This window comes from Halomonas huangheensis (genome assembly GCF_001431725.1).
GTDB classification, from domain to species: domain Bacteria; phylum Pseudomonadota; class Gammaproteobacteria; order Pseudomonadales; family Halomonadaceae; genus Halomonas; species Halomonas huangheensis.
In genome coordinates, this window is sequence record NZ_CP013106.1 from 788,998 (window position 1) to 806,567 (window position 17,570).

12 protein-coding genes, 2 tRNA genes and 1 pseudogene are annotated in these 17,570 nt (G+C 59.4%); 11 read left to right on the forward strand and 4 right to left on the reverse strand.

Annotated features, from left to right (window positions below; genetic code table 11):
* Positions 1 to 10: 10 nt before the first annotated feature.
* On the reverse strand, positions 11 to 1,468 hold the full coding sequence (gene mltF / locus AR456_RS03630) for a membrane-bound lytic murein transglycosylase MltF (protein ID WP_021819991.1): 1,458 nt from the start codon (positions 1,466 to 1,468) through the stop codon (positions 11 to 13).
* Positions 1,469 to 1,628: 160 nt separating this feature from the next.
* On the opposite strand from mltF, the gene purL reads away from it, so the two are divergent.
* Entirely contained in the window at positions 1,629 to 5,546 is a 3,918-nt protein-coding gene (purL, locus tag AR456_RS03635; RefSeq protein WP_021819992.1) for a phosphoribosylformylglycinamidine synthase, read from the forward strand.
* A 120-nt stretch (positions 5,547 to 5,666) separates the two neighbouring features.
* On the opposite strand, the pseudogene AR456_RS20820 reads toward purL, so the two are convergent.
* A pseudogene (locus AR456_RS20820) lies at positions 5,667 to 5,850 on the reverse strand (BCCT family transporter); the annotation flags it as partial.
* 128 nt (positions 5,851 to 5,978) lie between these two features.
* On the opposite strand from AR456_RS20820, the gene AR456_RS03640 reads away from it, so the two are divergent.
* The 8 genes from AR456_RS03640 (at position 5,979) to nadA (ending at position 13,658) form a co-directional block, all read left to right on the forward strand.
* The gene (locus AR456_RS03640) at positions 5,979 to 6,776 is read left to right on the forward strand and encodes a crotonase/enoyl-CoA hydratase family protein (protein ID WP_021819994.1); all 798 of its coding nucleotides are present in this window, start codon (positions 5,979 to 5,981) and stop codon (positions 6,774 to 6,776) included.
* Between the two features lie 195 nt (positions 6,777 to 6,971).
* A complete protein-coding gene (locus tag AR456_RS03645) occupies positions 6,972 to 8,825 on the forward strand; it encodes a DNA repair helicase RadD (RefSeq protein ID WP_051995786.1) in 1,854 nt (617 codons plus the stop codon).
* 238 nt (positions 8,826 to 9,063) lie between these two features.
* Positions 9,064 to 10,098 (forward strand): segregation and condensation protein A, encoded by a 1,035-nt coding sequence (locus tag AR456_RS03650; protein WP_236995567.1) that lies wholly within the window; start codon positions 9,064 to 9,066, stop codon positions 10,096 to 10,098.
* Positions 10,095 to 11,102, forward strand: a complete 1,008-nt coding sequence (scpB, locus tag AR456_RS03655; RefSeq protein WP_021819997.1) for an SMC-Scp complex subunit ScpB — start codon at positions 10,095 to 10,097, stop codon at positions 11,100 to 11,102. The genes AR456_RS03650 and scpB overlap by 4 nt, the downstream gene beginning before the upstream one ends.
* Entirely contained in the window at positions 11,099 to 11,950 is an 852-nt protein-coding gene (rluB, locus tag AR456_RS03660; protein WP_021819998.1) for a 23S rRNA pseudouridine(2605) synthase RluB, read from the forward strand. The genes scpB and rluB overlap by 4 nt, the downstream gene beginning before the upstream one ends.
* Positions 11,951 to 12,054: 104 nt before the next feature.
* Positions 12,055 to 12,130 (forward strand) — tRNA-Lys (locus AR456_RS03665).
* Between the two features lie 46 nt (positions 12,131 to 12,176).
* Positions 12,177 to 12,252 (forward strand) — tRNA-Lys (locus AR456_RS03670).
* Between the two features lie 377 nt (positions 12,253 to 12,629).
* Positions 12,630 to 13,658 carry a quinolinate synthase NadA gene (gene nadA / locus AR456_RS03675; RefSeq protein WP_035588756.1) on the forward strand — a complete coding sequence of 343 codons (1,029 nt, stop codon included), beginning with the start codon at positions 12,630 to 12,632 and terminating at the stop codon, positions 13,656 to 13,658.
* A 78-nt stretch (positions 13,659 to 13,736) separates the two neighbouring features.
* Here nadA and AR456_RS03680 read toward each other — a convergent pair whose 3' ends face one another.
* On the reverse strand, positions 13,737 to 14,273 hold the full coding sequence (locus tag AR456_RS03680) for a DinB family protein (RefSeq protein WP_021820000.1): 537 nt from the start codon (positions 14,271 to 14,273) through the stop codon (positions 13,737 to 13,739).
* On the reverse strand, positions 14,270 to 15,811 hold the full coding sequence (locus AR456_RS03685; protein WP_021820001.1) for a M48 family metalloprotease: 1,542 nt from the start codon (positions 15,809 to 15,811) through the stop codon (positions 14,270 to 14,272). The genes AR456_RS03680 and AR456_RS03685 overlap by 4 nt, the downstream gene beginning before the upstream one ends.
* Positions 15,812 to 16,191: 380 nt before the next feature.
* On the opposite strand from AR456_RS03685, the gene AR456_RS03690 reads away from it, so the two are divergent.
* Positions 16,192 to 16,440, forward strand: coding sequence for a sulfurtransferase TusA family protein (locus AR456_RS03690; protein ID WP_031208427.1), 249 nt, complete (start codon positions 16,192 to 16,194; stop codon positions 16,438 to 16,440).
* Positions 16,437 to 17,528 (forward strand): AI-2E family transporter, encoded by a 1,092-nt coding sequence (locus tag AR456_RS03695; protein WP_021820003.1) that lies wholly within the window; start codon positions 16,437 to 16,439, stop codon positions 17,526 to 17,528. Before AR456_RS03690 ends, AR456_RS03695 begins: the two co-directional genes overlap by 4 nt.
* Positions 17,529 to 17,570 lie beyond the last annotated feature (42 nt).

A 17,570-nucleotide genomic window follows, 5' to 3' on the forward strand; every position in this document is an offset into this window, starting at 1 on the left:
CCGTACCTGGTTATGGCTTGGGAGGAACGACCTCAAAGGTCTCGTTCTCCGGGTGGTTGGCCAGTCTGGCGTTCAGTTGATGGAATTGTTGTTGACTGCGGTCAACATAATCAAGAACTTCCAGGTAACGGCGAATGTTGCGCACGTAGATCACCGGCTCCCCACCCCGTGCATAGCCGTGGCGAGTTCTGCTATGCCACTCACTTTCCTGAAGAAGCGGCAGGGCGTCGCGGACATCGTCCCACAGATTCGGGTTGCCACCACGTTTGCGGGTAATATCGCGAGCATCGTACAAGTGGCCAAGGCCGACATTATAGGCCGCCAGAGCCATGAATAGCCGATCCTCACCAGTGATGTCTTCCGGCAGACGTTGCTCGATACTGCGCAGGTAGCGAGCGCCACCCTCGATACTTTCGGCGGGATCCAGACGGTCCGCGACGCCGACTTCATCAGCCGTAGCATTGGTCAGCATCATCATGCCGCGAACGCCGGTCGGTGATGTTGCGGTCGGGTTCCAGTGCGATTCCTGGTAGCCGATGGCAGCCAGCAGCTTCCAGTCGAAATGCTCGCGTCGGGCGGCTTCGCGGAACAGGGCGTCATAGCGTGGAAGGCGCTGATGGACATGCTGGATGAAAACACGCGCGCCGACATACTCGAGATAATCATCATGCCCGAAGTAACGGTCGATCAATTGATCGAGTTCGCCGCTGGTCTTGAGGTCATCGAAAAAGGCATTGGCGGCACGTATCAGCCCCAATCCCTGATTGGAGGGGAAAGCCCAGGCCATGGATAGCGGATCGCCAACCTTGAAGCCATCCTCGACCTCGGGAAAGAACAGACGGTTGAGGCGAAACTGATGCTCGAAGATCACCGCAGCATCGAGTTCGCCGTCCTCGATACGCCGCAGCAGTGCTGCCGCCTCCAGGTCACTGGCTTCCTTCCAGCCTAACCCTGGTTGTTGTTGCTGCAGTTCGTGCATGACGCGGCTGATACCCGTTCCACGCAGGATGCCGATCTGCAGGCCGACGAGATCGTCGATATGACGGGGGGGAGGCAGGGAGCGTCGGTAGACCACGATCGGCTGCATCGGCATGATCGCACGCGAGTACATCAGCTCCGGGTCGTCAGGGTCCAGCGGCAGGGCAGCGGCACCAATATCGCCTTCCTGGCGGACAGCATCGAGTACCGAGGGCACAAAATGATCGTCATTGAGATCCAGACTGACACCCAGATAGTCGGCAAAGCGGCGCATCAACTGATACTCGAACCCAGTTGGACCATGGCGGCCCTCATAGTAGGTCAAGGGAGTATTACGCGTATGAATGGTAATGAAGTCGCGTGACTTGACGCCCTCCAGAGCCTTGCCTGGCAGGGGCGTCGGGTCGATCGGCCATAGAGCCAATGCCATGCCCGTAAGGGTCAGCGCGATACGCCGCCAGCGCTGAATGAGAGGAGATGCGGTCGTCATGGACCCCTTGTCGTCAATGACAAAGTCGACACCTTACCCAGCGGATGGCTGACTGTCATCTCATGCCGATTTCTCGACTCGCCTGTTTCCAGTATCATGTGTCGTCTTCGTCGCTCGTCGCGGCCCATCTTCCATCGCTGAAATTCAGAGGCTCCAGGCTATGCTCGAACTGCGAGGTGCGCCCGCTCTATCTGCCTTCCGCCATGCCAGGCTGCTGGCCACCCTGCGTGAATCCGTGCCCGAAATCGATACTTTGTACGCTGAGTATGTGCATTTTGCGGACGTGGATGGCGATCTTGATGCTGCTGAACTGTCTCTGCTGGAGCAGTTGCTGGACTACGGTCCCGCTCGAGAGTCGTCGTCGACAGACGGAATGCTGTTGCTGGTTGTGCCACGGATCGGAACGCAATCGCCCTGGTCCTCCAAGGCGACGGATATTGCACATAACTGCGGCCTGACCCGGATCAATCGGCTGGAACGCGGTATCGCCTGGCGCGTAGGTGTGCGCGGCTCGTTGAAGGAGTCGCACTTCGAGGCGATTGTGGCAGCGCTGCATGATCGTATGACGGAAAGCGTGCTCAGCAACAGTACCGATGCCGCACAGCTGTTTGTCCATCGTGATCCCGCGCCACTGGGACAGGTGGATATTCTGGGTGGTGGTCGCAAGGCGCTGGAAATGGCCAACGACCAACTGGGGCTGGCGCTGGCCGAGGACGAGATCGACTATCTGGTCGATGCCTTTGCTGGATTGGGCCGTAATCCCTCCGATGTCGAGCTGATGATGTTCGCTCAGGCGAACTCGGAGCATTGCCGACACAAGATTTTCAATGCCGATTGGGTGATCGACGGTGAAGCGCAGACGCATTCGCTGTTCAAGATGATCAAGAACACCTATCAGGCATCACCGAACAACATCCTCTCGGCATATAGCGACAATGCTGCAGTAATCGCCGGTTCCGAGGCGCGTCGTTTCTTCCCTACACCGCTGACCGGCAAGCAGGATGAACGCGCTACCTACGGTGGTGATGTCGAGCCTATCCATATTCTTACCAAGGTCGAGACCCATAACCATCCTACGGCGATTGCCCCGCACCCCGGCGCGGCTACCGGTGCCGGTGGTGAAATTCGTGATGAGGGCGCGACCGGTATCGGCGGCAAACCCAAGGCGGGGTTGACTGGTTTCACCGTGTCCAACCTGCGAATTCCCGAGTTTGTTCAGCCCTGGGAAGCCTTCGATTATGGCAAGCCCGAACGTATCGTCACTGCCCTGGACATCATGCTTGAGGGGCCGATTGGTGGTGCCGCCTTCAACAATGAGTTTGGCCGCCCCAACCTGACCGGGTATTTCCGTACTTATGAGCAGGATGCCGTGGGTGCCAACGGCATCGAGCGTCGTGGCTATCACAAGCCGGTAATGGTTGCAGGTGGTTATGGCAACATCCGTGAGAACCATGTTGCCAAGGGCACGATTCCCGTCGGCGGCAAGCTGATCGTGATGGGCGGTCCGGCGATGCTGATCGGCCTTGGTGGTGGTGCTGCATCCTCGATGGCCTCGGGTGCTTCCAGTGCCGATCTGGACTTTGCCTCGGTACAGCGCGATAACCCCGAAATCGAACGTCGTGCGCAGGAAGTCATTGATCGCTGCTGGTCACTGGGTGACAACAACCCGATCTGCTTCATCCATGATGTGGGAGCAGGTGGTCTGTCCAATGCCTTGCCCGAACTGGTCAAGGATGGTGAGCGCGGTGGCCTTTTCCAACTGCGTGATGTGCCCAATGCCGAGCCGGGCATGAGCCCGCTGGAAATCTGGTGCAACGAAGCCCAGGAGCGCTACGTGCTGGCGGTGGCGCCGGAGCAGTTGGAGATCTTCGATTCACTTTGTCAGCGTGAGCGTTGCCCCTACGCGGTGGTTGGCGAGGCCCGTGAGGCTCATCACCTGGAAGTCGTAGATGGCCATTTCGACAGCAAACCGGTAGATCTGCCGATGAGCGTGCTGTTCGGCAAGCCGCCGAAGATGCAGCGCGAGTTCCAGCGTCAGCAACTGGAGCTGCCGGGAGTGATGCTCGATAATCTCGACCTGCGCGAGGCGCTGGATCGGGTATTGCGTCTGCCAACCGTAGCCTCGAAGAGTTTCCTGATCACCATCGGTGACCGTTCGATCACCGGTATGGTGGCTCGCGACCAGATGGTCGGCCCCTGGCAGGTGCCGGTGGCTGATGTTGCAGTGACCACGGCGAGCTTCGACACCCATGCTGGTGAGGCCATGGCGATGGGTGAGCGTGCCCCGGTGGCGCTGATCGATCCTGCGGCCAGTGCGCGGCTGGCGGTCGCTGAGGCAATCACCAACATGGCTGCGGCACCGATTGCTGATATCAGCGACATCAAGATGTCTGCCAACTGGATGAGCGCTGCCGATCATCCCGGCGAGAACCAGGCACTTTACGATGCAGTACATGCCGTGGGCATGGAGTTGTGCCCGGCACTGGGGATTGCGATTCCAGTCGGCAAGGACTCGATGTCGATGCGTACCGCCTGGCAGGACGAAGGCGAAGACAAATCGGTCACCTCTCCGATGACGCTCAACATCACCGGCTTCGCTCCGGTGGTTGACGCGATGCGTACTTTGACACCACAGATTGACCTGTCCCGTGATGAGAGTGATCTGCTGCTGATCGATCTCGGCGGCGGTCGTAATCGTCTCGGTGGCTCGGCACTGGCTCAGGTCTATGGTCAGGTCGGCAATGAATGCCCCGATGTCGATGACCCTGAGGATATCAAGGCTTTCTTCAGTGTTATCCAGGGCCTCAATGCCGATGGCAAGTTGTTGGCCTACCACGATCGCAGCGATGGCGGCCTGCTGGTGACACTGCTGGAGATGGCCTTCGCGGGGCGTGCTGGTCTCGAGATCAAGCTGGACTGGTTGGTAGATGAAGCTGCTGATGCCTTCAATGCGTTGTTCAGTGAGGAGCTGGGTGCAGTCATCCAGGTCAATCGTGTGGATACCGAGGAAGTGCTGGCGCAGTTTGCCGCTGCCGGTATCGAGACCTGTGGTGTCATTGCACGCCCGCGTTACGATGATCAGATTCGTGTCACGTTGTTCGAAGACCCTCTGCTCGAGACGACCCGTCAGCTGACCCAGCGTAGCTGGTCGGAAACCAGCTATCGTCTGCAGGCGCTGCGTGACAATGCCGACTGCGCCAAGAACGAGTTTGATAACCTCCTCGATACTCGCGACCCGGGACTTTCGGCAACCACCAGCTTCGACGTTGATGACGACATCACGGCACCCTTCGTCAACGTCGCGCGTCCGCGTGCCGCCATCCTGCGTGAGCAGGGGGTCAATGGTCATCTGGAAATGGCCTGGGCCTTCGACAAGGCAGGGTTCGAAGCGGTTGACGTGCACATGAGCGATATCCTCACTGGTCGAGTCAGCCTTGACGAGTTCAAGGGCCTGGCGGCCTGTGGTGGCTTCTCCTACGGCGATGTTCTCGGCGCAGGCGGTGGCTGGGCGCGCTCGGTGTTGTTCAATTCTCGGGCACGCGAACAATTTGCGGACTTCTTTGCCCGTGATGACAGCTTCTCCCTTGGGGTGTGCAACGGTTGTCAGATGTTGTCGCAGCTCAAGGAACTGATTCCCGGGGCCGAGAACTGGCCGCGCTTTGTGCGTAACGAATCGGAGCAGTTCGAGGCGCGTGTAGCGATGGTCAATGTCGAGAAGTCGCCGTCGATCCTGCTGGCAGGCATGGAAGGCTCTCGTCTGCCGATTGCCGTGGCGCATGGCGAAGGTCGTGCCGAGTTCCGTGATAGTGCGCACCTGCGCAGTATGCAGAGTTCCGGGCAGGTAGCGTTGCGCTATACCGACAACTATGGTCAGAGCACCACGCGTTACCCGGCCAACCCCAATGGCTCGCCGTCAGGGATTACCGGCCTGACCACTCCGGATGGTCGTGTGACTGTCATGATGCCGCATCCGGAGCGGGTAGTGCGTGCGGTGACCAACTCCTGGCGCCCAGCGGAGTGGCAGCAGGATGGCGCCTGGCTGCGTTTGTTCCGCAATGCGCGGGTATGGCTGGGCTAAGCTAAACCAGGCGTGGTTATCTGCCGCAGAAATGCTGCTGCTGTCAACGAAAACGCCGCCCCTCGGGGCGGCGTTTTCTTTTGGGGCAAGAGGGTTACCAGCATACTGACGCTCATTGCTTCAGCGTCGTGCCAAGTGTGCTTCGCGTGGCTCCGACAGCGAACCCTTGATGATTGTGTAGCAGGCAGAGGAGTACAAGGGTAAAGGGCAAACCCGTTGCCACTGTGGCTGCCTGGAGCCCACCAGGACCACCGCCCAGCAGCAATGCAATGGCGATGGCGCCCTCGATGATGCATTGGAAGATGCAGAGGTCCGACCGTGAAGTAGCGCAATATGGCTTCCCCACCCTGGAGGCGCAGTCGGCTTTGCTCTAGTGTGAATAGGTTACTCTTTACGTATCAATCCTATGCTTTTGCCTGTGGAGTTCGCCATATGCCTGCCACAACAAGGACCTTTCACGACCGACTGCAGGTGGTGCTGGAGGACCACGTCGCGGAAGTGACCCTGCAACGCGCCGACCGCCATAACGCCATGGATTCACCGATGATCGATGCGCTACTCGAGGCACAGACGTGGCTGGGAGAGCAGGTCGGGGTGCGAGCAGTGGTGCTGTGTGGTGATGGCGAGAGCTTCTGTTCCGGACTGGATGTCGCCGGCATCGTATCCAGCCCCGAGCGTGTCGCCTGGTTGCTGACCTCCGATGGCACCAGTATGAATCCAGCCCAGCGTCTGGCTCTGGGGTGGCGCAATCTGTCGGCGCCCGTCGTCGCTGCGCTACACGGCCATGTTTACGGGGCTGGATTGCAGATGGCACTGGCCGCTGATATCCGTATCATTCACCCCGACGCCAACCTGGCGTTGCCGGAAATCGAATGGGGCCTGATGGCGGACATGGGCATTACCGTTACCTCGGCCGCCCTGCGCCAGGATGTGATCCGTGACCTGATGCTGACCGGCCGCCACATGAGCGGTGAAGAAGCGGTAATTCTGGGGCTGGCCAGCCGGTTGGACGATGAGCCGTTGCTGGCGGCCTCTGAGCTGGCTCAGGCCATTGCTCGCCGCTCGCCAAGGGCGGTAGCTGCGGCACGTCGTTTGTTGCGCGAAGCACCGGAACTCAGCGAGTCGCAGCGGTTGGCACGAGAGGCAGAATTGCAGCGAAATCTGCTGGGCGGTCCCGAACAACGTGAGGCGACGCGGGCCAGATTGGAAGGGCGGCCGCCCCGTTTCTAGGCCTTGCCTGAAGAACTTCTGCGCATACTCAGACGGCGTTGAAACAGTCCTCAAATGCTCATTTACTCGCTTTTAAACTGCGCGTTTTTGTCCTGTTTTTCCTTGTCTGAGGATCACACGCCGGTTGTTGGACAACCTCTTGTTATCAGGAAAATCCAGGCAAGTCCTGTGAATTGTTGAGGCTATTTGAACAAGATGCTTTCCACCGCTGATCACCCTCCGGTGGCGACTGCTCATGTGTCGCCGCCGAGTCTGCGTCCGTATCAGCGTGAGGCGGTGGCACGAGTTGTGGAGTACTTCCGCGGCAGTGATGCGCCGGCGGTGGTGGTGTTGCCCACCGGTAGCGGCAAGTCATTGGTGATTGCCGAGCTGGCGCGCCTGGCTCGGGGGCGGGTGCTGGTGCTGGCGCATGTGCGTGAGTTGGTCGAGCAGAACCATGCCAAGTATCTCGCCTATGGTCTCGAGGCTGATATCTTCAGTGCCGGCCTGGGTCGCAGGGAGAGTTCGCGCCAGGTGGTGTTCGGTTCGGTGCAGTCGGTGGTTCGTCATCTGGGCACTGTCAGTGATACCGAGTCTGCGCACGGGCCTTTCACGCTGCTGGTGATCGATGAATGTCATCGAGTGTCACTGGAAGAGGACTCCAGCTATCGGCGTGTGATCGAGCACCTACGTCAGCACAATCCACACCTCAAGGTGCTGGGACTGACCGCCACGCCTTACCGCCTGGGGCAGGGCTTCATCTATCAGCAGCATTATCACGGCATGGTGCGCGGTGACGAGAATTGCTTCTTCGCTGCCTGCGTGTTCGAGCAACCATTACGCCTGATGGTGCGACAGGGCTATCTCGCCCAGCCGCTCAAGGTGGATGCTGCTGTAGAGCGCTATGATTTCTCGTTGGTAGCTCCCGGCAGCAGCGGCTTGTTCCGGGAAGAGGAACTCAACCGAGTCGTTGCCGGAAGTCGCGCGACGCCCGGCATAATCGCTGAAGTGATCGAGCGGGCTCGTGAGCGCTGTGGAGTAATGATCTTCGCTGCCACTGTTGCCCATGCCGAGGAGGTTCTCGGCTACCTGCCTGCCGAGCAAGCGGCATTGGTTACCGGTGACACTGTCAGCGAGGAGCGAACACGCTTGATCGAGGCGTTCAAGGCGCGCCATATCAAGTATCTGGTCAATGTCTCGGTGCTGACGACCGGTTTTGATGCACCGCATGTCGATCTGATCGCGATTCTGCGGCCCACCGAGTCAGTAGGCCTCTATCAACAGATCGTTGGCCGTGGGCTGCGTCTGGCGGAAGGCAAGCAGGATTGCCTGATTCTCGACTATGCCGGCAACCCCTGGGACCTGTATGCCCCGGAGGTAGGCTCTCCACGCCCGAACTCGGACAGTGAACCGGTACAGGTCGAGTGTCCTGCCTGCGGCCATGCCAACCTGTTCTGGGGCAAGCGCGATGGTGAGGTGATCATCGAGCACTATGGGCGCCGTTGCCAGGGGCTGGTTGATGCATGGGGAGCGAATGATCAGCACGAGGCAGTCGGTGCGCCTGGCGTGGCGCGACAGCAGTGCAGCTTTCGTTTCCGCTTCAAGACCTGTGGCGAGTGTGGTGCCGAGAATGATATCGCGGCGCGCCGTTGCCATGGTTGTCAGGTGTTGCTGGTGGATGCCGATGACAAGCTGCGTGATGCGCTGAAGCTCAAGGATGCCCGGGTGTTGCGCGTTTCCGGGATGCAACTTGAGGCCGGCGTCAATGGTCGAGGCCTGCCTCGCTTGAAGGTTACCTATCATGATGAGGATGGCACGACGTTGAGCGAGTGGTTTGCGCTGGAGACTGCGGCCCAGCGGCGTGCCTTTGCCGCGGCGTTTCTGCGTCATCATGTGCGGGCACCTGGCGTCAGTTGGTCTCCAACCACTGCACAGCAGGTCTGCGATGAGCAATGGCGTCTGCGTGCCCCTGATTTTGTCGTTGGCCGGCGCGTCGGACGCCACTGGCAGATCCGCGAGAAGCTGTTCGACTACGCGGGACGTTATCGCAAGGCGGACAGCGCGGGCTGACTCGGAGTGTGAGACTCGATGTGCCGTGGGGATGCACATGGTCAGCGGCACAAGGGGTTGGTAAACTGCCCGATTGATTTCAGCCCGCTGGCCACCTATGCACTGGCCATTCATGCATCAGGGAGAGCGCGACTGCGTGAGCGATTCGCCGACGACTGACCAGCCCGTAGGGCATGAGTCCACTGAAGATGCGGTTGCTTCGACGGCGGAGCAGGGTACTGATGTGTCGGATGCCACAGTGGATGTCTCCACTGAGCAGGCCAGCGATGCCAATACCGATGCGCAATCGCAGGTGCTGGGGCGGATTTTCGATGAGCCGATCACCGAGCTGCCCGAGGACCTGTACATTCCCCCCGAGGCATTGCGGGTCTTTCTCGAGGCCTTCGAAGGACCTCTCGACCTGTTGTTGTATCTGATTCGTCGCCAGAACCTGGACATTCTCACCATCAATGTGGCCGCCATTACCCATCAGTACATCGAGTATGTCGAGCTGATGAAGGCAATGGAGATCGAACTGGCTGGGGAATATCTGCTGATGGCAGCGATGCTCGCCGAGATCAAGTCGCGAACCTTGCTGCCGCGCCCGCCCCGCAGCGACGAGGATGGCGAGGAAGAGGATCCACGTGCTGAGTTGATTCGTCGCCTGCAGGAGTACGAGCAGCTCAAGATTGCTGCCGAAGCGCTGGCGGACCTGCCACGTATTGGTCGCGATTGGTTTCCGGCGCGGGCCGGTCTGCCGCCGCTGGAGTCGCGAGTTATCCACCCCGACGTGGAGCTTGAAGAGCTGCTGGGTGCTCTGGCAGGTATCCTGCATCGTGCTGAGCTCAATCGCGCCCACCATATCGAGGGTGAGGTGCTGTCGACCCGCGAGCGTATGCTGGCGATCATGGAGCTGTTGCATCATGAGCGTTACACGCCTTTCGAAGCGTTGTTCACCTTCGAGGAAGGTCGCGCCGGTGTCATCGTAACCTTCATGGCTATTCTGGAATTGGCCAAGGAGGCGATGATCGAGATTGTGCAGAACGAGCCATTGTCGCCGATTCATGTCCGCGCCAGGCTGGCCGAGGATACACAAGGCCCGGAGGATGAGGTGTTCGAGTTGGAGGGCGAAAGTGCCTTCGATGACGACCCGTCGATGACACAGTTCGACAGCGAGCTGGAGAACGAGACGACCAGGGAGCTGGCCAGCGGAGATAGCGGCTGGGCCGAAGGCGACTCGAGCGAAGCGGCACTGGACGAGGATCGTCAGTCTGAGGGAGACGAACGCGGATGAGCGTGATGGAAGCACCGGATGCTTTGGATGACATCCTGGAAGCTGCGCTGTTGGCGGCCGGTGAACCATTGGGTCTGGATCGCCTGGAGGTCCTGTTCGACGACCATGAGCGTCCTCCGCGCAAGGCCATGCGTGAAGCTATCGAACGCCTGGCTGAGCGGCATGTGCGTGGTGCCATGGAGCTGATCGAGACCGCATCAGGCTACCAGCTACGCATTCGCCCGCGGTTGGCCAACTGGGTTTCTCGCCTGTGGGATGAGCGGCCGCAGCGCTACTCGAGAGCGCTGCTGGAAACCCTGGCGTTGATCGCCTATCGCCAGCCGGTCACGCGTGGTGATATCGAGGACGTGCGTGGTGTCGCCGTCAGCGGTTCGATCATGCGCACCTTGCTGGATCGTGGCTGGGTGCGGGTAGTGGGGCATCGCGATGTGCCCGGGCGCCCCGCGGTCTATGCGACGACGCGCAGCTTCCTCGATGATTTCGGGCTCAAGACACTGGACGAATTGCCGCCCATGCATGAACTCAAACAGTTCGAGACGTTCGAACTGGAGGAAGATATGCCGCCGCCTCCATCACCGTTGCTGGAACAGGCCGACGAGGACGGTGAGCCGCATCAGGAAACAGAAGCGGCTGAACACACCGAGGGCAAATCGCGCAGCCTGGACGATGAGCTCGGAGAATTGCCCGAGGTTCCGGATATCGATCTGGTTGGCTCACCTACTGGCGATGGTCCAAGTTCGAGTGATGACGGCCGCGCTGGTGAAAGCCGGATGGATGACGGTCAGCACATGGAAGACCCGAATTCAGAACAGTCGAATCGAAGTGATCATGATGAGACCCCCGAGGCCAGGAGCGCCGAGGATGACCACGCCGGGATGGCGTCGCAGCGGGAAGGATTGAGCTTTGCTGATCTCGAGGTTCGCCTTTCCGAAAGGGCTCGCAGCCGCGTCGACGATGATGCTGCTCCGAGCGAAGCCCCCAATGACAGTGAGAAAGACCAATGAGTAATACCAGTGAGAAGCTGCAGAAGGTTCTGGCCCGTACCGGTTTGGGTTCGCGTCGCGAGATGGAAGCGGCCATCGCCGATGGCCGCGTCAAGGTCAATGGCAAGGTCGCGACACTGGGTGACCGTATCGAGGCGCGTGACTCGGTAACCTTCGATGACCGTCCGGTGGCCTTGCGTACTGCCGAGGAAGTGCCGCGTCGGGTGATCATGTACAACAAGCCGGAAGGCGAACTGTGCACCCGCAAGGATCCGGAAGGCCGTCGTACCGTATTCGACCGGTTGCCGCGCCTCAAGGGGGAGCGCTGGATTGCCATCGGTCGTCTGGACATCAATACCAGTGGTCTGTTGCTGTTCACTACTGACGGTGAATTGGCCAACCGTCTGATGCATCCCTCCACTCAGGTCGAGCGCGAATATGCGGTCCGTGTGATGGGTGAGGTCAAGCGTGAGCATATCGTCGCGATGGTGGATGGTGTGATGCTTGAGGATGGTCCCGCTCGCTTCAGCGACGTCCAGGAGTTCGGTGGCGAGGGGATCAATACCTGGTTCCATGTGGTCATCATGGAAGGCCGGAACCGCGAGGTTCGTCGCCTGTGGGAGTCTCAGGGGCTGACAGTCAGCCGACTCAAGCGAGTGCGGTACGGCAATATCTTCCTCGACAAGCGTGCTCGTGCCGGAGAGTGGGTTGAACTCAGCCAGGATGAGATCGACGATCTGGCAGGTACCGCTGGTATGGAAGCGCGCAAGGTGCCTGAACTGACACCGGATGAGAAGAACCGTTGGAGCCGCGACAAGAACAAGCGTCGTCCTGTACAAACCATGAAGAAGACTCGTAACAAGCGCTAGACGGTAAGCGCCAGCGGCTCGAATTCCCGGTATTTGAACAAGTTTTTCGAAAAAGTTCTTGCGCTGTACCGGGTCAATCCGTATTATCTGCACCCGTTCGGTAAGGGTCGTTAGCTCAGTTGGTAGAGCAGTTGGCTTTTAACCAATTGGTCGTAGGTTCGAATCCTACACGACCCACCATCCGAACCTGTACATGGCGCTGGCGACTCTCTGTCGTGTCATGATTGGGTCGTTAGCTCAGTTGGTAGAGCAGTTGGCTTTTAACCAATTGGTCGTAGGTTCGAATCCTACACGACCCACCAGATTCAAGGCCTCGTCCTCCGGGACGGGGCCTTTTCTGTATGCTGGCTACGAGCTACGAGCTACGAGCTACGAGCTACGAGCTACGAGCGGGTCGGCTGTGTTTGCTCGCGGCAAACGGCAGTGGGAAAGCGAAGTTTCATGATACTCTCCTCAGTCCATCTTGAGTGGTGGTTGAATCTCTCGCAGCCTGACGTCATTATCCTGTTATGTTCATCTGCTAGCTCAATTCGCCGCTGCAAGGTGGATTGCGGTAGAATGGTGATGCCCGCCGCTGCGGAAGACGCTCTGGCGGGACTGGCGTGCCGATCAACGGAGCGTTGAGGCGGTACTGGCCCTCTCGCAGGGGGATTCCCTGCTGGTCACAGTGGTAGACACGATGACAATCATGACATCTCGGGCCGAGATCAGAGAGCATCTCGCCCGCCCCTATTGCCCTACGCGTATTCCTGCCGAAGATGCGGCGCACGTTGATGAGATCAAGCGTCTTCTCGTCGAGCAGAATGCCGTGCTGGTTGCACACTACTACACCGACGACGCCATCCAGCAACTCGCTGAGGAAACCGGTGGTTGTGTGGCTGACTCGTTGGAAATGGCGCGTTTCGGTGCCCGGCATGAAGCCTCTACGCTGGTGGTCGCCGGCGTGCGCTTCATGGGAGAAACCGCCAAGATCCTGTCCCCGGAAAAGCGTGTACTGATGCCGACCCTCGAAGCGACATGCTCGCTGGATGTCGGCTGTCCGGCGGATGAGTTCGCTGCTTTCTGCGATGCGCATCCGGATCGCACGGTGGTGGTCTACGCCAACACCTCCGCGGCGGTGAAGGCGCGTGCAGATTGGGTGGTAACTTCCTCCATCGCTGTGGAAGTGATCGAGCACCTGCAGGCGAAAGGCGAGAAGATCCTGTGGGCCCCGGACAAGCACCTGGGTGGCTACATCCAGAAGAAGACCGGTGCCGACATGCTGTTGTGGGATGGTGCCTGTATCGTCCATGAGGAGTTCAAGTCGAAGGGCGTTGAAGACCTCAAGTCGGTGTATCCCGATGCGGCGGTGCTGGTACATCCGGAGTCACCTGAGTCGGTGGTATCGCTGGCTGATGTGGCCGGTTCCACTTCCCAGTTGATCAAGGCGGCGAAGGAGCTTCCCAACCACGAGTTGATCGTGGCCACAGATCGCGGCATCTTCTTCAAGATGCAGCAGGCAGTGCCCGACAAGATTCTGTTCGAGGCCCCGACCGCCGGTAACGGAGCGACTTGCCGCAGCTGTGCACACTGCCCGTGGATGGCGATGAATGCCCTCGATAATCTGGCGGGAGCGCTGCGCGAGGGAAGCGGCGAGATTCACGTCAGCGATGAGTTGCGTCACCAGGCCCTCAAGCCCTTGACCCGAATGCTTGAGTTCCAGGCCTGACTGCCCCCTCAGAATCAACACCGCCCGCAGACTCTGCGGGCGGTGTTGGTTCCGGGGCAAGCTCGTAGCCGTTTCCAATCAATGACTTTCGGGAATCAGAGGCAGCAGGTCGGTGACACCGATATCGATACCGGCCTGATACAGCAGGGTGGAGAGTTGCCCACGATGATGCGTCTGGTGGTTGAAGAAGTGCATGACGAGGCTCCCGTATTGCCGAGTGGCCGGTACTCCCATGGTGTTGCGGTACTCAAGAGTGTCGTCGAGGTCGCTGTCCGAGAGTTGTGCGGCCCAGTTGACAATTTTCTCGTCCAACCAGGTTCGGTGACTATGCAATGCGTCGAAGTCCTCGAACAGTCTCTGGTCCAGGCGGGCCGGTGAGGGCAATGCCAGCACTTCTGTCAGAGGTCCTGAGCTATGGGGATGGCAGGCAAAACGCTTGAGCCAGATGGTGTCACCCACCACCAGGTGGTTCAGGGTGCCCATGATGGAGCGGAAATAGGCACCGCGATCCATGTTCAGCTCTTCGGTGGGCAGGCGGGCTGCAGCATCAAGGATCCTGAGATTCATCCATTGGCTATAGTACGCCAGTAGTTTGAAGTGCTCCGTGAGGCTCATCGGAATTTCTCCATCGTCTCGCGATAGTCTCGAAAGTCCTCCTGCCTTTCACGAATGCGGATTTCGGCGTTGAGGTCGCTGGTCCGTCTTGCCACCTGCTCAGCTACTTCCAACTGCCGAATTGCGCGATCAATATCGCCATTGAGCTGCATCTGCTCGGCACGTGCGAGGTGTCCCCAGGCTTCATGGCCACTGTGCCCAGCAGCTTCGGACAGCAGCGAGAATACCGCAGGATCTTCGGGACGTAGGCGAGCGAGATTGGAGAGAAGGTTCCAGGCACGATCTGGGTCACGTTGCAGTAGAGCTTCGCCGAGTAACAGCGAGGTCGGGGCGTAGCCCGGCATCAGGCGCAACTGGCGGTCAGCACGTAGAATGGCATCATCCACTCGACCATTGTCGAGCGCCAACTGCACCGCTGTGGCGGGGAGGATGGCGATGTCGGGGTGGGCATTGCTCAAGTCATCGATGGTTGCCAGGGCGCTATCGATATCTCCACGCTGGGCGTCGATCAGTGCCTGGAGGTAGCGCTGAGCGTCCTCTGGAGCATTGTCCTGACGCATGATGGCCTGAGCCTGGCCTGCGTCACGCGAGTGAATGGCCTTCAGTGCGCGGGCACGCACAAGGTGGTACTCCAGGCTATCGCCGCGTAGTGTGCCGGTGGCGATCTGGTTGGCTCGATCCTGAGCATCACTGATGCGCTGTTCGGTGATGGGGTGGGTGAGCAGGAAGTCGGGAGGAGCGTCGCCCTGCAGGCTCATCATGCGCTGCATCGAGCGGAACATATCGATCATCGCTTGAGGGTCATAACCGGCGTTGGCCATGGCCCGTAGACCAACACGATCGGCTTCTTCTTCATAGCGTCTTGAGTAGCGCAGTTGGTCCTGGATCATCGCAGCCTGAGTGCCTGCCATGGCGGCGATTCCCGCATCACCCGCACCGCTGGCGGCCAATACCAGGCCGGCCAGCATCGCCGCCATGGCCGGCACCTGAGTTTGCTCGGCTCGTTGTTGGCTGCGCGCATAATGGCGCTGTGAAAGGTGCCCTAATTCGTGTGCCATGACGGATGCAACTTCGGCCTCGTCGTGGCCAAATGCAAATAGTCCCGCATTGACACCGATCACTCCTCCCGGAACGGCAAAGGCGTTGAGTGAGGCGTTGGCGACCAGCACTACTGCGGTGTTGATTCCAGCGAGGTCACTGTAGGGAATCAGGCGTGAGACCAGGCCTTCGACATAACTCTGGGCAATGGGGTCGCGCCATTCCGGGACATGGGCGCGGAACTGGCGTAACCAGGCGCGTCCAAGGCGCGTCTCCTCACCACTGATGGCGTTGCTGCCGGTCGACATCAATGACGGTAACTCGAAGGTCCTGGGAGAGTCCTGATAGGATTGCTTCAGGTACGACTGATCCAGCTCAGGTTGAGCCTGATCGGGTTGCAACCGGTACTGAGCCTGGCCCTGGGATGCCGGAACCATGCCAAGCAGAACAACCAGCGCCAGGCTACCGGCAGTGGGGCGCTTCAGAGATCGTTCAAGCATCGCAGTCCTCATGGACAGTGTGACTCACGTAGAGAGTTCCAGCGGCACCTTGCAGCAGGTGAGCTCCCATATATCCGCTGAGACATTGATTCCACCACAAAAGTGCCTTTAAATCCTCGCTGTTGCCTCGCCAGCATAGGGGCTTTCAGTGCATCATGCCGGAAGCGGTGGCAAGGTGACACCCAGGAGGGGGCTTGTTCGTACCTGGTATGGCAACATCGCCAGCGACTCTTCTGAAATACTCAGCGGCTCTGAAATACCCAGCGGTTCTGAAATATAATGGACGTGTGAAATATCGCATCAGGACCTTCCCGTCACAGGAGGTCGATCGGGCGATCCGCTTTCTTCTTACTCGATACAGCATTCTCGATGGAGAAATCATGGCAGTGCAACCGGACGATGTGCTAGACGCCTGCGGGCTACCCTGTCCGCTCCCGCTGCTCAAGGCTAAGCAGGCGCTGGCGCGCCTGGTCCCTGGTCAGCTGCTCGAGGTCAGGGCGACCGATGCTGGTTCCTGGCGAGACTTTGCAACTTTCGCAGAGCATAGCGACCATATCCTCGAGAACCGCGAACAGCGCGGTGAGACTTATCACTATTGGTTGCGCAAGGCAGGGACGACGGATACATGACGCTGCGCAAGGTTGTAAGCCGCTGGATTGATCACTACCTGTCCGATGAGGAAGCGCTGCTGCTGCTGGTGCTGCTGGTTGTTGGATTTGCCACGGTGATCTGGCTGGGCAAGATGCTTGCGCCCTTCCTGACGGCGCTGGTGATTGCCTTTCTGTTGCAGGGCGCGGTGAATGCCATGACCCGGCGTAAAGTGCCGCATCTGGTGGCAGTGTTCACTGTCTACCTGGCGTTCATCAGCGTGATGTTGGCGTTGGCGCTGGTGCTTGTGCCCTTGATCTGGAACCAGATGGCCAGTCTGGTCCAGGAGGCTCCACGCATGTTTGCCAGTGGGCAGCGAATGCTGGATGAACTCCAGGCGAGGTATCCGCAGTTCATTACTCCGGATCTGGTCCAGCACTGGATCGGTGTGCTCAGCCAGGAAGCCACCCAGCTCAGTCAGCGTATCGTTACTCTGTCGCTGGCATCGCTGGGCAATGTGTTGAGCTTGATTGTCTATCTGGTACTGGTGCCGATACTGGTCTTCTTCCTGCTCAAGGACCGCGAGCGTCTGACCGGCTTTCTGGGGTCACTGTTGCCGGCGCGGCGTGAGTTGATGACTCGGGTGTGGAAGGAGATGGATGGCCAGATCGCCAACTATGTGCGTGGCAAGGCTATCGAAATCGTGATTGTCGGCGTGGTGTCCTTCTTTACCTTCATGTTCTTCGGGCTGCCGTATTCGGCATTGCTGGCGGTGGTGGTCGGCCTTTCCGTGCTGGTGCCCTATATCGGTGCAGCAGTGGCGACGCTTCCTGTGGCAGCTGTTGCCGGCTTCCACTTCGGTCTCGGTGACCAGTTCCTGTATGTATTGGTGGCCTATGGCGTGCTTCAGGCCCTCGATGGCAATGTTCTGGTCCCGGTGTTGTTTTCCGAGGCAGTTAACCTGCACCCCGTCTCGATCATTCTCGCGGTACTGTTCTTCGGTGGGATATGGGGATTCTGGGGCGTGTTTTTCGCCATCCCGCTGGCGACGCTGCTCAAGGCTCTGGTCTACGCCTGGCCACGTGGCATCAAGCAGCGCAGCATGGCGAAATTGCCAGAAGGTCCCTGACAGCATGATGCCCGGCCTTGTATCGGGCATCATGCTGTCAGG

Coding starts and splice junctions, on each gene's coding strand:
- mltF (WP_021819991.1), bottom strand. CDS start 1,468: ATGACGACCGCATCTCCTCTCATTCAGCGCTGGCGGCGTATCGCGCTG.
- purL (WP_021819992.1), top strand. CDS start 1,629: ATGCTCGAACTGCGAGGTGCGCCCGCTCTATCTGCCTTCCGCCATGCC.
- AR456_RS03640 (WP_021819994.1), top strand. CDS start 5,979: ATGCCTGCCACAACAAGGACCTTTCACGACCGACTGCAGGTGGTGCTG.
- AR456_RS03645 (WP_051995786.1), top strand. CDS start 6,972: ATGCTTTCCACCGCTGATCACCCTCCGGTGGCGACTGCTCATGTGTCG.
- scpB (WP_021819997.1), top strand. CDS start 10,095: ATGAGCGTGATGGAAGCACCGGATGCTTTGGATGACATCCTGGAAGCT.
- rluB (WP_021819998.1), top strand. CDS start 11,099: ATGAGTAATACCAGTGAGAAGCTGCAGAAGGTTCTGGCCCGTACCGGT.
- nadA (WP_035588756.1), top strand. CDS start 12,630: ATGACAATCATGACATCTCGGGCCGAGATCAGAGAGCATCTCGCCCGC.
- AR456_RS03680 (WP_021820000.1), bottom strand. CDS start 14,273: ATGAGCCTCACGGAGCACTTCAAACTACTGGCGTACTATAGCCAATGG.
- AR456_RS03685 (WP_021820001.1), bottom strand. CDS start 15,811: ATGCTTGAACGATCTCTGAAGCGCCCCACTGCCGGTAGCCTGGCGCTG.
- AR456_RS03690 (WP_031208427.1), top strand. CDS start 16,192: ATGGCAGTGCAACCGGACGATGTGCTAGACGCCTGCGGGCTACCCTGT.
- AR456_RS03695 (WP_021820003.1), top strand. CDS start 16,437: ATGACGCTGCGCAAGGTTGTAAGCCGCTGGATTGATCACTACCTGTCC.